14 protein-coding genes are annotated in these 14,249 nt (G+C 70.7%); 4 read left to right on the top strand and 10 right to left on the bottom strand.

The window, feature by feature from the left end; all coding sequences use genetic code 11:
* Positions 1-36: 36 nt before the first annotated feature.
* Together ABZZ20_RS33730 and ABZZ20_RS33725 are read right to left on the bottom strand one after the other, a co-directional pair.
* Complete coding sequence (locus ABZZ20_RS33730) at positions 37-1,677, bottom strand: polyamine aminopropyltransferase (RefSeq protein ID WP_356876296.1); 1,641 nt, start codon at positions 1,675-1,677, stop codon at positions 37-39.
* A gap of 150 nt (positions 1,678-1,827) precedes the next feature.
* On the bottom strand, positions 1,828-2,370 hold the full coding sequence (locus ABZZ20_RS33725) for a DUF2617 family protein (protein WP_356876294.1): 543 nt from the start codon (positions 2,368-2,370) through the stop codon (positions 1,828-1,830).
* A gap of 723 nt (positions 2,371-3,093) precedes the next feature.
* Between ABZZ20_RS33725 and ABZZ20_RS33720 the strand changes: the two genes are divergently transcribed.
* Both ABZZ20_RS33720 and ABZZ20_RS33715 read left to right on the top strand, forming a co-directional pair.
* Entirely contained in the window at positions 3,094-4,284 is a 1,191-nt protein-coding gene (locus tag ABZZ20_RS33720) for a pyridoxal phosphate-dependent aminotransferase (RefSeq protein WP_356876292.1), read from the top strand.
* Positions 4,285-4,444: 160 nt separating this feature from the next.
* Positions 4,445-5,593, top strand: coding sequence for a hypothetical protein (locus tag ABZZ20_RS33715; RefSeq protein ID WP_356876290.1), 1,149 nt, complete (start codon positions 4,445-4,447; stop codon positions 5,591-5,593).
* Positions 5,594-5,630: 37 nt separating this feature from the next.
* Here ABZZ20_RS33715 and ABZZ20_RS33710 read toward each other — a convergent pair whose 3' ends face one another.
* Both ABZZ20_RS33710 and clpB read right to left on the bottom strand, forming a co-directional pair.
* Positions 5,631-6,170 (bottom strand): YbjN domain-containing protein, encoded by a 540-nt coding sequence (locus tag ABZZ20_RS33710; RefSeq protein WP_356876288.1) that lies wholly within the window; start codon positions 6,168-6,170, stop codon positions 5,631-5,633.
* A gap of 189 nt (positions 6,171-6,359) precedes the next feature.
* Complete coding sequence (gene clpB / locus ABZZ20_RS33705; protein ID WP_356876286.1) at positions 6,360-8,945, bottom strand: ATP-dependent chaperone ClpB; 2,586 nt, start codon at positions 8,943-8,945, stop codon at positions 6,360-6,362.
* A 124-nt stretch (positions 8,946-9,069) separates the two neighbouring features.
* Here clpB and ABZZ20_RS33700 point away from each other — a divergent pair, with 124 nt between their 5' ends.
* Positions 9,070-9,483: a TIGR03618 family F420-dependent PPOX class oxidoreductase gene (locus ABZZ20_RS33700; protein ID WP_356876284.1), complete on the top strand. Its 414-nt coding sequence runs from the start codon at positions 9,070-9,072 to the stop codon at positions 9,481-9,483.
* 152 nt (positions 9,484-9,635) lie between these two features.
* On the opposite strand, the gene ABZZ20_RS33695 is transcribed toward ABZZ20_RS33700, so the two are convergent.
* Positions 9,636-9,950: a hypothetical protein gene (locus ABZZ20_RS33695; protein WP_030299141.1), complete on the bottom strand. Its 315-nt coding sequence runs from the start codon at positions 9,948-9,950 to the stop codon at positions 9,636-9,638.
* Positions 9,947-10,174, bottom strand: coding sequence for a hypothetical protein (locus ABZZ20_RS33690; RefSeq protein WP_356876282.1), 228 nt, complete (start codon positions 10,172-10,174; stop codon positions 9,947-9,949). Before ABZZ20_RS33690 ends, ABZZ20_RS33695 begins: the two co-directional genes overlap by 4 nt.
* 102 nt (positions 10,175-10,276) lie before the next feature.
* Between ABZZ20_RS33690 and ABZZ20_RS33685 the strand changes: the two genes are divergently transcribed.
* Positions 10,277-11,290 (top strand): helix-turn-helix transcriptional regulator, encoded by a 1,014-nt coding sequence (locus ABZZ20_RS33685; RefSeq protein WP_078987796.1) that lies wholly within the window; start codon positions 10,277-10,279, stop codon positions 11,288-11,290.
* 67 nt (positions 11,291-11,357) lie between these two features.
* Here ABZZ20_RS33685 and ABZZ20_RS33680 read toward each other — a convergent pair whose 3' ends face one another.
* The 4 genes from ABZZ20_RS33680 to ABZZ20_RS33665 all read right to left on the bottom strand — a co-directional run.
* The gene (locus tag ABZZ20_RS33680; protein ID WP_356876280.1) at positions 11,358-11,828 is read right to left on the bottom strand and encodes a helix-turn-helix domain-containing protein; all 471 of its coding nucleotides are present in this window, start codon (positions 11,826-11,828) and stop codon (positions 11,358-11,360) included.
* A gap of 1 nt (position 11,829) precedes the next feature.
* Complete coding sequence (gene dnaJ, locus ABZZ20_RS33675; protein ID WP_356876278.1) at positions 11,830-13,008, bottom strand: molecular chaperone DnaJ; 1,179 nt, start codon at positions 13,006-13,008, stop codon at positions 11,830-11,832.
* A 48-nt stretch (positions 13,009-13,056) separates the two neighbouring features.
* The gene (grpE, locus tag ABZZ20_RS33670; RefSeq protein WP_356876276.1) at positions 13,057-13,734 is read right to left on the bottom strand and encodes a nucleotide exchange factor GrpE; all 678 of its coding nucleotides are present in this window, start codon (positions 13,732-13,734) and stop codon (positions 13,057-13,059) included.
* Positions 13,734-14,249: Hsp70 family protein (locus tag ABZZ20_RS33665; RefSeq protein WP_356876274.1), on the bottom strand; the 516-nt coding region annotated here is incomplete at its 5' end. The genes grpE and ABZZ20_RS33665, both read right to left, overlap by 1 nt.

Here is a 14,249-nt window from a genome sequence, read left to right as displayed (position 1 = left end):
TACCGACGGGAGACCCTCCCGCACCCGGTCCCGCGCCTACGAGTACCGGGGGTGCGGGAGCGTCGAGGGCGGCAGGCCCGCCACCCGGGTCCGCTCCGCGTCGCGCGCGGCGTCCTTCAGGGACCGCGTGGACAGCGAGCGCAGCCCCGGCGTGTCGCGGTCCACACGCAGCTCGGGCACCCGGTCCCGGCCGGCCAGTACCAGGCCCCAGTCCTGCGGGGGCGCTGCGGCCACCCCGGGGCTGCGGTCGGGGCCGGCGGCGAATCCGGACAGGCGGCCCCCCGCGCTGTAGGGCGCGGTGAGCAGGCCGGCCGCGCGCAGGGTGGCCTCGACCGTCCAGTAGGTGCGCGGGCGCGTGGCCAGCGGTCCCGCGTGCACGGCGAGCCGCCCTCCGGGGCGCAGGGCCCGCGCGGCGAGCCCGTAGAACTCCTGCGAGTACAGCTTCGTGCTGGGCGTGATGCCCGGGTCGGGGAGGTCGGAGACGATGACGTCGAAGCGGTCCTGGGCGGCCGGCCCCCGCAGCCAGCGGAACGCGTCCTGCGTGACGACCCCGAGGCGCGGGTCCTCGTACGCCCGGCCGTTGAGCGCGGACAGCATCGGGTCGGTGCGGGCGAGCCGGACCACTCCGGGGTCTAGCTCGACGACGGTGACGGAGACGACGTCCCGGTAGCGCAGCACCTCGCGCGCGGCGAGCCCGTCGCCGCCGCCGAGGACCAGGACCCGGCTGTGCGGGCCGGTCATCGCGGGGTGCACGAGGGCCTCGTGGTAGCGGTACTCGTCATATCCGCTGACCCGCAGCCGCCCGTCGAGGAACAGGTCGAGGGAGCGCGGGGAGCCGGTGGCGGGGCCGGTCAGGACGAGCTCCTGGACACCGGTCTGCTCGGCGACCCGGACCTCGCCGCCGTAGACGGCGCGCCGGGCCACCCGCTCGAAGTCGTCCGCGAGGACGGTCGCGCAGGCGAGGACGGCCAGCACGGCGATGTTCGCGGTGATCAGCAGCCAGCGGGAGCGCCGGCTCAGGTCGTGGCGGAACAGCCACAGGACGAGGCCCGCGCCGACGATGGCGTTGACGGTGCCGGTCAGCAAGGCGCCGGTGAGCTGGCCGAGCACCGGCAGCAGCAGGAAGGGGAAGGCCAGGCCGCCCACCAGGGCGCCCACGTAGTCGGCGGCGAACAGGTCGGCGACGGCTCCGCCCGCGTCCTGCCTGCGGATCCGCTGGATGAGGACCATCAGCAGCGGGATCTCGGCGCCGATGAGCACGCCGATCACGAAGGAGAAGGCGACGAGCGCGGGCCGGGACTCGCCCAACCAGGCGAAGCTCGCGTACAGCGCCATCGCGGAGAGGCCGCCGAGCAGTGCGAGGCCCGCTTCGATGACGGCGAAACCGAAGGCGGGGCGCCGGCGCAGCCGTTTGGCCAACAGGGAGCCGACACCCATGGCGAAAACCATCACGGAGAGCACGACGGACGCTTGGGTGACGGAGTCACCGATGAGGTAGGAGCCGAGGGCGAGCAGCTCCAGCTCGTACACGAGACCGCAGGCGGCGCAGACGAACACGGTGGCCAGGACGAGGAGTCGGCCGGTCCGGGGCCGTACGGGCAGGGCGGCCGGGAGGGTCGCCACGCCCCGCGGCTCCGGAGCCGGGAGCACCCGGCGCGGGACGGAACGGTCGATCATGCAGCGAACCGTACGTCACCACCCACGTGCATCCCGTCACCCACATGGGTGCAAGTGACTTACGGTTTCAGCCAAGTGGCGCAACCGTGCGGGGCTCCTCTGCGGAGCCCGCGGAACCCGCGCCCCCGGAACGCCCTGTTCGGTCCCGCACTACCGTGCGGCGGACTCCGGGCCATCGGCGGGTGCGCCCATCCGCACATCGACCCTCGTACGAGTGGCCACCAACTGGCCTTCCTGCGGGTACGCGTGCCAGGTCCGCCAGCGCACCTGCCCCTCGTGGCGCTGCGCGAGCATGGCGGTGAAGGCGTGCGGACTGCCCGGAAAGGTTCCGGCCAATCCGTTCGGGTGATCCGCGACCAGTGCGAGCAGCTCCTGCGCCCTCCCCGCGAAGGACCCCTGCGAGAGGGTCTCGACCCGCGCCGCGAACTCGTACTCCCACTCGCCCATCCGCTTGGCCACACCGAGCGGCAGCGGCGTGCTGCTGCCGGACATGCAGGCGACCGTCTCCGAGCAGACCACCGCGCCCTCTTCCAGGAGCACCTGGTGCGAGGCACCGAGCAGGCGCAGCTCCACCTTCGCGCCCGCCAGCTGGAGGTTCAGTACGGCCAGGGCGGGCAGTCGATCCCGCCCCAGGGCCCAGGCGAGATCGGCGGCACGCGTGTCGGTGTAAGTGGTCTGGAGGGTCGTGAGCATGAGTCGGCTCCGCAAACGCGCGAGGGAGATGGGCCGGGGCCCGCCAGCGGTGGTCAACGGGTGGGGGACACCGGCACGGGTCCACAGGAAGTCCAGGGAGGTCCGAGGACTGGTCTACTCAACCGAGGGAATCATGAAAGGCACGGCACTCACAGCGCTTTTACCCAACTTGATTGGGTTTACATCCCCCCGGGGGCTACTCAGTTCACGTGTTCAACAACGCCCGTCCCACGCGTCGCGATACGGCCGATCGGGGGAGTCCGAACGAGCGGGCGCCCGGCGGCCGTCAACGCCGCCGGGCGCCCTGTACGTACGCGGTTCCAGCTGCCCCGTGTCAGCTGGAACCGCACCCTCCGCCGCCGCAGGAGGACGACGATCCACCACACGACGAGGAGGAACCGCAGGACGACGAGGACCCGCACGAGCTGGAACCCGAGGACGAACCGCCGTCCCCCGCCCACCACGACGTGCCCGAACCCGAACCGGATCCGGAGCTGCCCCCACTGCCCGTCGCCTTCTTCACCAGGAACACCAGGAGCGCGACGAACAGCACCACCATCAGCACACCGAGGGCCACGGACATGGCCCCACCCCCCTTCGACGCCTCGGTCCCCCGAGGTGCGGGCTGCATCACCCTGCTGGGCCCGTCCCGCGTGAGGGGGGGATGCCCGCACGCCACACCGGCCAAAGCACACTTGAGCAACTCCAGAGGTTCCCCGCAGGATGGCGCCCATGAGCGCACCCGTGGGCGGCAGCCGCCCCCTCCTGAACCGCCGCCTCGCGTCCTTCGGTACGACGATCTTCGCGGAGATGTCGGCGCTGGCCGCCCGCACCGGTTCGATCAACCTCGGCCAGGGCTTCCCCGACACGGACGGCCCCGCCGAGATCGCCGAGGCCGCCTCCCGCGCCGTCCTCTCGGGCCTGGGCAACCAGTACCCGCCGGGCCCCGGCGTCCCCGAGCTGCGCACCGCGATCACACGACACCAGCAGCGGTTCTACGGCCTGGCCTACGACCCGGACACCGAAGTCCTGGTCACCGCGGGGGCCACGGAGGCCATCGCCGCCTCCCTGCTCGCCCTGCTCGAACCCGGTGACGAGGTCATCGCCCTCGAACCGTTCTACGACTCGTACGCGGCCTGCATCGCGATGGCCGGCGCCACCCGCGTCCCGGTCACCCTGCGCCCGCATGACGGCGCGTTCGCCCTCGACCTCGACGAACTGCGCGCTGCGGTCACCCCGCGCACCCGACTGCTCCTGCTGAACACCCCGCACAACCCGACGGGCACCGTCCTGACCGCTGACGAGCTCGCGGCGATCGCGGAGCTGGCCGTGGAACGCGACCTCCTCGTGGTCACGGACGAGGTCTACGAGCACCTCGTCTTCGAGGGCTCCCACATCCCACTCGCCTCCCTGCCCGGCATGCGCGAACGCACGGTCACCATCAGCTCGGCGGGCAAGACCTTCTCGTTCACCGGTTGGAAGGTCGGGTGGATCACCGCCCCGCCGGAGCTCGTCTCCGCGGTCCGCTCGGCGAAGCAGTTCCTGACGTACGTCTCCTCGGGCCCCTTCCAGTACGCCATCGCGGAGGCCCTGCACTTGCCCGACAGCTACTACGCCGACTTCCGCTCCGACCTGGCCGCCAAACGCGACATCCTCGCGAACGGCCTCGCGGCGGCCGGCTTCCACGTCTACCGACCCCGGGGCACGTACTTCATCACCACGGACATCACCCCGCTCGGCGAGAAGGACGGCCTCGCCTTCTGCCGCGCCCTCCCGGAACGCTGCGGCGTGGTCGCCATCCCGAACCAGGTCTTCTACGACGACCGCGCGGCGGGCGCCACCCAGGTCCGCTGGGCGTTCTGCAAGAAGACGGAGGTGCTCGAAGAGGCCGCGGCCCGGCTGCGGCGGCTCTGAGCGGCGGTCCGTCGCGGCGGGGCCGGGTGCCAGCCGGGAAGGCGATTTCACCGGAGCTTCCGGGGCCATTCACGCCCGGGTGGCACCCGCGGCCCTAGGGTGCCCGAGGCTCTCCCCGTCGGGACGGCCATGGCCACGCAGCGCGGGAGAGTCGGGGTTCATGACGGCGACGGACAGCGCGTCGGTTTCCGAACGGCCGCAGGAGCTCCGGACCAGTGGAGCGTCCACGGCCGTCGTCGCACTCGGGGTGTTCGCCGCCGTACGGGCCGGCGGGGCGGTGGTGCTGGCCGTCGGGGCGTGGTGGGCCGGGCGGAGCCCCGTCCGCGTGCTGGGGGTCTCGTGGGACTCCGTCTGGTACCTCGGTATCGCCGCGCACGGGTACGGCCGTACCCAGATGTGGGTCGCCTCCGGTCTGGTGCAGAGCGACTACGCCTTCTTCCCGCTGTACCCGCTGCTCGTGCGGCTGGCCGGCGGCACCCCCTGGGCCGGGCTGCTGGTGGCCTGGACCGCCGCCGCAGCGGCCGCGATCGGGGTGTACCGGGTCGGTGAGCTGGTGCTCGGCCCCCGCGCCGGGGTCCTGCTGGTGGGGTTGTGGGCGGTGGCGCCGCACGCGGTGGTGCTGACCCTCGCCTATACCGAACCCCTGCTGACCGCCCTCGCCGCCTGGGCCCTGTACGCCCTGCTGCGGGACCGCTGGCTGTGGGCCGCGAGCCTGGCGGTGCTCGCCGGGCTGACCCGCCCGACCGGGATCGCCGTGGCGGTCGCCGTATCGGCCGCGGCCCTGCACGCACTGCTCGTACGAAGGTCCCGCGCCCCCGAAGTGTGGGCGGCCGGGCTGCTGGCCCCTGCGGGCTGGGCGGCGTACGTCACGGCCGTCGGGATACGCATGCAGGACCCGGTCGGCTACTTCACCGTGCAGCAGCGCTGGGGGTCCCGCTTCGACTTCGGCGCGGGCACGACGGCATCCGTCTGGCGAGTGCTGACCGGCGGGCCGGCACCGCTCGCCACCGTGGTGACGGTGGGCGTCCTGGCCGCGGCGGGCCTCCTGGCGGTGCTGACCGTGCTCGACCGGACGCCGCTGCCGCTGCTCGTGTACACCGCGGTACTGCTGCTGATCTCCTTCGGCGGGGCCGGCTACTTCGAATCGAAGCCGCGCTTCCTGCTCCCCGCGTTCCCGCTGCTGCTGCCTCTCGCCGCCGCAATGGCACGAGCCCGACCGCGCTCCGCGGTCATGGTGACCGCGGGGCTGGCCGGGCTCTCGTACGGCTACGGGCTGTACCTGTTGCTGGTCGCCCGGGTTCCGCTGTGACGGGTACCGCCGACTGGACGAGCAGACGAACAGACGACTAGTTGTCGTCGCCGTCCTCGTCCTCGCCGTCGGTGGAGTCGATCTCCTTCTCCAGTCCGAGCTGCTCCACGAGCCACTTGTCGAACTCGATGGAGGCACGGACCCAACTGACCGTGGAAGAAACGAAGTGCTCCAGGCTGACGCCGGTGCCGATCAGCATCTGCGCCTCGCCGATCAGGCGAACGGAGCCGTCGTCGTGCGTGTGGCTGTAGACCTTCGGCCACAGGGTGCGACGGTTCCAGTCGTCGATCGACTCCAGGAGCTGGGACTTGTCCTCGATCGCGTGCGGACGATCGTAGAAGGTCCGCACCGAGAAGACCTGCTGTTCGCCCTCGCCGCGGAACATGAAGTACGTACGGAACTCCTCCCACGGCGCCGCGAGGTCACCCTCGTCGTCGACGACGTACTTGAGCTCCATCTGTTCCAGCAGCTGCTTGACCAGATCCTGGTCGGGGACGACGGGGCCCGCCGGTCCTGTGGCCTGCGGATCGGGCTGCTGCCCTCCGAAGTTCGGAATCGAGGCCGGGTCGATGCTCACCGTGTATTTCCCTTCGTGCGGATGATGTCATCCTCCCCCATCGCTCCCACCCCCTGTCCACCCCTGCACGCGCGATCCGCTCCGGGCGGACAGGAGTAAAGCGCCGATAAGGGGAGCGGACTACCCCGTACGGGTGGGAGCCCCGGGCCGCGCTGCCGCGGCCCGGGGCTCCGGGGGCCCTCGTGGGGCTTACAGGGCCTTGCCGACCAGCAGGTCTTCGCCGGCCACGTCCACCCGTACGGTGTCGCCGTCCTTGACCTCGCCCGCCAGGATCTCCTTCGCCAGGCGGTCGCCGATCGCCGTCTGGATCAGGCGGCGCAGCGGGCGGGCGCCGTACGCCGGGTCGTTGCCCTTGTCCGCCAGCCAGGCCAGGGCCTCGGGGGTGACGTCCAGGGTGAGGCGGCGGTCCGCCAGACGCTGGGCCAGGCGGCCGATCTGGAGCTCGGCGATGTGGGCCAGCTCCTCCTCGGTCAGTGCCGAGAAGACCACCAGGTCGTCGAGACGGTTGAGGAACTCCGGCTTGAAGGAGGCCCTGACGAGCTCCAGGACCCGGTCGCGCTTCTCCTCGGCCGAGCTTGCCGGATCCATCAGGAACTGGCTGCCCAGGTTCGAGGTCAGGATCAGGATCGTGTTGCGGAAGTCCACGGTGCGGCCCTGGCCGTCCGTGAGGCGGCCGTCGTCCAGGACCTGGAGCAGGATGTCGAAGACCTCGGGGTGGGCCTTCTCGACCTCGTCCAGCAGCACCACGCTGTACGGGCGCCGGCGCACGGCCTCGGTCAGCTGGCCGCCCTCCTCGTAGCCGACGTAGCCGGGCGGCGCGCCGACGAGGCGGGCCACGCTGTGCTTCTCGCCGTACTCCGACATGTCGATGCGGACCATGGCCCGCTCGTCGTCGAAGAGGAAGTCCGCGAGCGCCTTGGCCAGCTCCGTCTTGCCCACGCCCGTGGGGCCCAGGAAGAGGAACGAGCCGGTCGGGCGGTCCGGGTCCGCGATCCCGGCCCGGGTGCGGCGCACGGCGTCCGAGACGGCCCGTACGGCCTCGCCCTGACCGATCAGGCGCCGGCCCAGCTCCGCCTCCATGCGCAGCAGCTTCTGGGTCTCGCCTTCGAGGAGCCGGCCCGCCGGGATGCCCGTCCAGGCGCCGACCACGTCCGCGATGTCGTCGGGGCCGACCTCCTCCTTGACCATCGTCCCCTTCGAGGCCTCGGCCTCCGCCTCGGTGGCCTCCGCCAGCTCGCGCTCCAGCGTCGGGATCTCCCCGTAGAGCAGCTTGGAGGCGGTGTCGAAGTCGCCGTCGCGTTGGGCGCGCTCGGCCTGGCCGCGCAGGTCGTCCAGGCGCTCCTTGAGCTCGCCGACGCGGTTGAGGGACTGCTTCTCCTTCTCCCAGCGGGCGGTCAGCCCCCGCAGCTCCTCCTCCCTGTTCGCCAGGTCCTTGCGGATCTTCTCCAGGCGTTCGAGCGAGGCCGGGTCGGACTCGTTCTTCAGCGCCAGCTCCTCCATCCGCAGGCGGTCGACCGCGCGCTGGAGCTCGTCGATCTCCAGCGGTGAGGAGTCGATCTCCATGCGGAGGCGGGAGGCGGCCTCGTCAACCAGGTCGATGGCCTTGTCGGGGAGGAAGCGGGAGGTGATGTACCGGTCCGAGAGGGTCGCGGCGGCCACCAGCGCGCTGTCGTTGATGGCGACCTTGTGGTGCGCCTCGTAGCGGCCCTTGAGTCCACGGAGGATGGCGATGGTGTCCTCGACGCTCGGCTCGGCGACCAGCACCTGCTGGAAGCGCCGCTCCAGCGCCGGGTCCTTCTCGATCCGCTCGCGGTACTCGTCGAGGGTGGTCGCGCCGACCATGCGCAGCTCGCCGCGCGCCAGCATGGGCTTGAGCATGTTGCCCGCGTCCATGGACGAATCGCCCCCGGCGCCCGCGCCGACGACGGTGTGCAGCTCGTCGATGAAGGTGATGATCTGGCCGTCGCTGGACTTGATCTCGGCGAGGACCGTCTTGAGCCGCTCCTCGAACTCGCCGCGGTACTTCGCGCCCGCGACCATTGCGCCGAGGTCGAGGGAGACCAGCCGCTTGTTCTTGAGGGACTCGGGGACGTCGCCCTTCACGATGCGCTGGGCCAGGCCTTCGACGACGGCCGTCTTGCCGACGCCGGGCTCACCGATGAGCACCGGGTTGTTCTTCGTACGGCGCGACAGGACCTGGACGACGCGCCGGATCTCCTGGTCGCGGCCGATGACGGGGTCGAGCTTGCCCTCACGCGCGGCTGCCGTGAAGTCGGTACCGAACTTCTCCAGGGCCTTGTACTGGCCCTCGGGGTCGGGGGTGGTCACCCGCCGTCCTCCTCGTGCGTTCTCGAAGGCGTTCAGCAGCTTCTTGGCCGTCGCGCCCTGGGTGGAAAGGACCTCACCGGCCGCGCCGCCCTTGGCGGCGATGGCGATGAGCAGGTGTTCGGTGGAGAGGTACTCGTCGCCGAGCTTCCCGGCCTGCTGGTCGGCCTCCGCGAGTACGGCGAGCAGGTCACGGGTGGGCTGCGGGGGCGCGACCGTGGAGCCCGTGACGCTGGGCAGGGCGGCCAGCAGTCGTTCGGCGCCGTCCCGCACGGCGGCCTGGTCGGTATCGGTGGCCACGAGGAGGTCGGTGACGTTCTCGTTCTCCTCGCCGGCGAGGAGGGCCAGCAGCAAGTGCGCCGGAGTCAGATCGGCGTGGCCGTCCTTGACTGCCCGGCTGGTGGCTGCGTTCAGCGCGTCCCGGCTCTTGTTCGTCAGCTCGGCATCCACGTGCGAGTTCTCCTCTCCGAACGGTTCGTACGTGCCTGACAGGGTCTGACACGCTCAACGTGCGCAAAGTTGAGTCTATTCCACTCAAGGCTGGAGTCATACCCTCAGCGCGTACCCTCGGCGCATGTCCCTTGACGTACTCAACCCGACGCCCGAGTACCTCGCCTTCTGGCGGGAGCGGCACGTGTGCACGCTGACCACACCCCGCCCCGACGGCACGCCCCACGTGGTCCCGGTGGGCGTGACGTACGACCCGGAGGCCGGCCTGGCCCGGGTGATCAGCAACAAGAACAGCAAGAAGATCCGCAACGTGCTGGCGGCCCAGGGGGCGCCGCAGGGCCCGGCCCGGGTCGCGGTCTGCCAGATGGAGGGCCGCCGCTGGGCCACCCTCGAAGGACGCGCGGTGATCCGTACCGACGAGGCCTCGGTCGCCGAGGCGGTGGCGCGCTACGCCGAGCGCTACGGGCGGACGCCTTCGCCCAACCCGGACCGGGTGGTCATGGAGATCGCCCTCGACCGGGCCATGGGTCGCGCCTGACGCCCGGGGTCGGCGCGAAGTTCAGGATTCACCTTGTCCGGTTCAACTACTGGACGCGGACATCACAACGGCGCCATCGTGGTCAGGTCCACGATGGCGCCGTTGTGTGGGGGAAGCACCTGGAGCGATCTGCGACGACGGGGGGAATCGCTTCAGGCACTGCGGGGGGTGGCGGTGGTGATATCGGGTTCGAAGAGCTGATGGTCGCGCTGGTCAAGGTTGACGAAGACCATTCCGTAGCGCACCTCGCAGCGGACGGGCTGCGGCGCGCCGCGGGGGCGGCGCAGGCATCGGTACGCCCGGACGTCTTCGTCCTCCTCGCGCGTGATGACGATCGGCTGTCCGAAGAGGGTGACCATCAACGAGTCGCCAGGGTGGGGGATGGCCGTGGCGAGGTCGATGAACTGCCAGCCGGAGCGGTAGGCAGAGGCCATTTCGCGTCGGAAACCGCGGTCGTCGGGGGTCATACCGCGGTCTCCACGACAAGGGTGCTGGAATCGGCGTCGACGGGGGCCGAACGCCATCCGCTGTCCATCGGCGCCGCGCGCCATCCGCTGTCCTCGAGCGGCGCCGCCTGGATGCCTGCGGCACCCCCATCGGCGCCCCCCAGGGTGACCCCGGCAAGTCCCAGACCGGCCACAGCCGAGAAGATGACGGTGGCAAGCGCCGAGCGAAGCATTCTCTTGTTCATGGTCGGCTTCGTCCTCACTTGATGAAATCCTCTCCCCCGCCTGTCAGACGATGGCTCATTCAGGCACGTCGCTGCCACAGGGACGATGCATCATGTTCTTGCATGTTCAGGACCCTGGGGGGTGGAGATTTGACCATAAACCGAACAAAAGCGACACATCCCCACTCGGTCACCGAGCTGTGCAGCGAGGGGGCGCGGCTCTACACGAGCGCGCTGCGGACGGGACGTATCGCACGTGGGGATGTCAAAACGGCACCCTGCCTGCTCGATCTGGCCTTGTTGCAGCCAGACCCCGATGACGCCAATTCGCTGCGTCCGGTTCCACCGGCCGTCGCCCTCGCACAGCGGCTGCATCCGATCGAACGGGAGATCCGCGACCGGCGCCGCGATTCTCTCGAACTGTCCGAGGCTTTCGAGCCGTTTCTCGCCATTAGCGCGCAGAACCCGGCGAGCACCCACGCCATCACCGTGCTCGAAGGTTTCGACCCCATCAACGCGGCCCTCAACCTCGCCACCGCCGAGTGCCACACCGAGATGCTCACCATCCAGCCCGGCGGCGCACGCCCCAGCCTGGAGCTCACGGAGGCCCTGGAGCGCGACCAGCCGCTGACCGACCGCGGTGTCCGGATCCGGACCCTCTACCAGCACACGGTCCGGCACAGCCGCGGCACGCTCGCGTACGTCGATCTCCTCAAAGCGGGCAAGGTCGAAGTGCGCACGCTGGAAGAGCTCTTCGAGCGGCTCATCATCTTCGACCGGACTGTCGCCTTCATCCCGGCCAGCGACGACCGGCAGGTCGCCCTGGAGCTGCGCCACCCCGGGCTCGTCGACTACCTCATCAAGGTGTTCGAGCAGCTGTGGCACCGCGCCGTGCCCCTCCAGGAGGAGGTGACGTACCAGCACACCCGCGGCGGCATCTCGGGCGTGCAGCGCACGATCGCGCAGCTCCTCATCGAGGGACACGTGGACGAGGCCATCGCCCGCCGGCTCGGCATGAACGTACGGACCTGCCGCGCGCACATCGCGAAGCTCGCCAGCACCCTCGGCAGCGGCAGCCGTGCCCAACTCGGCTTCCTGATCGCACGCTCCGGAATCCTGGAGGACGAGGGTGACTGAAAACGCACGGCCCCGCCCGGGATCTCTCCCGGGCGGGGCCGTGCGGGGACGTGCGGGGTCGGGAAGGTCAGTCGGTCGCGCGCTTCGGCGCCGGTCGCCAGACGACCAGGGCATTGCCCGGCACCGGTGGCTGGTACTTGACCAGGTCGCGCCGGTACGAGGCGTGCACCTGGGCCTCGCGCTGCTGGAGCACGGCGGCTGCGCCGTCCACCGCTGCCGAGAGCTCGGCCACGCGCTGCTGGAGCGCGGTGACTTGGTTCTCCAGTTCGATGATCCGCTTGATCCCGGCCAGGTTGATGCCCTCGTCCTGTGACAGCGCCTGCACCGTGCGGAGCAGCTCGATGTCGCGAGCCGAGTAGCGCCGGCCGCGGCCCGCCGTACGGTCCGGGGAGACCAGACCGAGGCGGTCGTACTGGCGCAGGGTCTGTGGATGCAGACCCGAGAGCTGGGCGGCCACTGAGATCACGTAGACCGGGGTCTCGTCGGTCAGTTCGTACGCACCGCTGCCGAAGCGAGGCTGTCGTCGGCGGCCGTCCATGTCATGCTCCCTTCGCGGACTCGAACAGCACGGCGCGCGGGTCCTCCGACTCCGTCGCGTCGCGGTACATCTCCAGCGCCTCGCGAGCCTTGTCCGACAGCGAGGCCGGAACCGTGACCTCCACCGTCACGAGCAGGTCGCCACGGGTGCCGTCCTTGCGGACCGCGCCCTTGCCGCGGGCCCGCATCGTGCGCCCGCTGGGGGTACCCGGCGGCAGCTTCAGCGTCACCGGGGGACCGTTCAAGGTCGGGACCTTGATGTCGGCGCCCAGGGCCGCCTCCGCGATCGTCACCGGGACGGTGACCGTCAGGTTGTCGCCCTTGCGGCCGAAGACCGGATGGCTGCCCACGTGGACGACCACGTACAGGTCGCCGGCGGGACCACCGCGCTCGCCCGGCGCGCCCTTGCCGCGCAGTCGGATCCGCTGGCTGTCGGAGACGCCCGCCGGAATCCTGACCTGCATGGTCCGCGAGGACTTGGCGCGACCACTGCCCTTGCAGACCTCGCACGGGGTTTCCGCGATCAGGCCGCGGCCCTTGCAGTCCGCACAGGGGTCAGTCAGCGAGAAGCCGCCGCCGCTGCCCCGCGAGACCTGGCCGGTGCCGACGCACGTCGGGCACACGCGCGGCGTGCCGTTCTTGTCGCCGGTGCCCGAACAGGCCTTGCAGGGGGCCTGGGAGGACATCCGGAGCGGGACCGTGGCCCCGTCCACCGCCTCCGTGAAGGAAAGGGTGACCTCCGACTCGATGTCCTGGCCGCGGCGCGGCTGGGTGCGGGTCCCGGGGCCCGGGCCCCCGCGGTTGAACAGTCCGCCGAAGACGTCGCCCAGGCCTCCGCCACCGAAGCCGCCGGCCGCGCCACCCGGCTGGGTGCCGCCGAACAGGTCGCCGAGGTCGAAGTTGAACTGGCCGCCCCCGCCCGGACCGGGGCGGAAGCCCCCGTTGCCGAACAGGGCGCGGGCCTCGTCGTACTCCTTGCGCTTCTTGGCGTCGCCGAGGATGTCGTTCGCCTCGGAGATCTCCTTGAAGCGCTCCTCGGCCGAGGCGTCGCCCTTGTTGGCGTCCGGGTGGAACTCGCGTGCGAGCTTCCGGTACGCCTTCTTGATCTCGGCCTCGGTGGCGTCCTTCGGGACACCGAGGACCTTGTAGTAGTCCTTCTCGACGAAGTCCTTCGTGCTCATCCCCGGTGTCCCTCCTCTCGTACTGCTACCTGCTCAAACTGATGGATGTCAGCCCTTGTCGGGAGCATCCGCGTCCTTGTCCGACGACGTGTCGCCGTCCGCGGACTCGGACTTGGGGGCCGCCCCCGGCTGGGGCTCGGCCACCGCGACCCGCGCGGGGCGGATCGTACGTTCGCCGATCCGGTACCCCGGCTGCAGGATCGCCACGCAGGTCGTCTCGGTGACGTCCGGCGCGTACGAGTGCATCAGGGCCTCGTGGATCGTCGGGTCGAAGGGCTCGCCCTCCTTGCCGAACTGCTGCAGGCCCATCTTGGCCGCAGCCGTCTCCAGCGATTCGGCCACCGACTTGAAGCCGCCGACCAGCTCGCCATGATCCCGCGCCCGACCGATGTCGTCCAGGGTCGGGAGCAGCTCCGTCAGGAGGGAAGCGACCGCGATCTCCTTGACGGCGATCCGGTCCCGCTCCACCCGACGGCGGTAGTTCTGGTACTCCGCCTGGAGCCGCTGGAGGTCCGCGGTGCGCTCGCCGAGCGCCATACGGGCCTGGTCCAGCTGCGCCAGCAGAGCTGCGCTCGCGTCCTGCGCGGACTGGGCTCCGGAGTCCCCGGCCGGGGCCGCGGCCTCCTCCTCGGAGGAAGCTGCGGCCTTCGACTTTGCGGCGTCGTCAGGCGTGGCGCCGGTGGGGACTTCGGGCTTCTCGTCGAAACCCGGGGTCTCCTCCGACATCAGGCAGCGCCGCCCTTCGGCTTCTCGTCGTCGACGATTTCGGCGTCGACCACGTCGTCCTCCGCCTTGGCCTGCTCGGCGCCGGAAGCGCCGGCAGCGGCCTGGCCGGCCTGAGCGTCGGCGTAGATCGCCTGGCCGAGCTTCTGGCTGACCGCGGCGAGCTTCTCGGTCGCGGTGCGGATCTCAGCCGTGTCCTCGCCCTTGAGCTTTTCCTTCAGCTCGGTGACGGCGGCCTCGACCTCGGTCTTGACCTCGGCCGGAACCTTGTCCTCGTTGTCCTTGACGAACTTCTCCGTCTGGTAGACGAGCTGCTCGCCCTGGTTGCGGGACTCGGCCGCCTCCTTGCGCCGCAGGTCCTCGTCCGCGTACTGCTCCGCCTCCTGGCGCATGCGGTCGACCTCGTCCTTGCCGAGCGAAGAACCGCCGGTGACGGTCATCTTCTGCTCCTTGCCCGTGCCGAGGTCCTTGGCCGTGACGTGCATGATGCCGTTCGCGTCGATGTCGAAGGAGACCTC

Origin of the sequence: Streptomyces sp. NPDC006430 (assembly GCF_040612395.1) — a bacterium.
Lineage (GTDB): Bacteria > Actinomycetota > Actinomycetes > Streptomycetales > Streptomycetaceae > Streptomyces.
Note: the sequence above shows the minus strand (reverse complement) of the source record. Positions and strands in the feature narration are given on the sequence as shown.

Excerpts from the sequence above, each read along its gene's own strand:
- ABZZ20_RS33730 (WP_356876296.1), bottom strand. The coding sequence starts at position 1,677 with ATGATCGACCGTTCCGTCCCGCGCCGGGTGCTCCCGGCTCCGGAGCCG.
- ABZZ20_RS33725 (WP_356876294.1), bottom strand. The coding sequence starts at position 2,370 with ATGCTCACGACCCTCCAGACCACTTACACCGACACGCGTGCCGCCGAT.
- ABZZ20_RS33720 (WP_356876292.1), top strand. The coding sequence starts at position 3,094 with ATGGCGCCCATGAGCGCACCCGTGGGCGGCAGCCGCCCCCTCCTGAAC.
- ABZZ20_RS33715 (WP_356876290.1), top strand. The coding sequence starts at position 4,445 with ATGACGGCGACGGACAGCGCGTCGGTTTCCGAACGGCCGCAGGAGCTC.
- ABZZ20_RS33700 (WP_356876284.1), top strand. The coding sequence starts at position 9,070 with ATGTCCCTTGACGTACTCAACCCGACGCCCGAGTACCTCGCCTTCTGG.
- ABZZ20_RS33695 (WP_030299141.1), bottom strand. The coding sequence starts at position 9,950 with ATGACCCCCGACGACCGCGGTTTCCGACGCGAAATGGCCTCTGCCTAC.
- ABZZ20_RS33690 (WP_356876282.1), bottom strand. The coding sequence starts at position 10,174 with ATGAACAAGAGAATGCTTCGCTCGGCGCTTGCCACCGTCATCTTCTCG.
- ABZZ20_RS33685 (WP_078987796.1), top strand. The coding sequence starts at position 10,277 with ATGTTCAGGACCCTGGGGGGTGGAGATTTGACCATAAACCGAACAAAA.
- ABZZ20_RS33680 (WP_356876280.1), bottom strand. The coding sequence starts at position 11,828 with ATGGACGGCCGCCGACGACAGCCTCGCTTCGGCAGCGGTGCGTACGAA.
- dnaJ (WP_356876278.1), bottom strand. The coding sequence starts at position 13,008 with ATGAGCACGAAGGACTTCGTCGAGAAGGACTACTACAAGGTCCTCGGT.
- grpE (WP_356876276.1), bottom strand. The coding sequence starts at position 13,734 with ATGTCGGAGGAGACCCCGGGTTTCGACGAGAAGCCCGAAGTCCCCACC.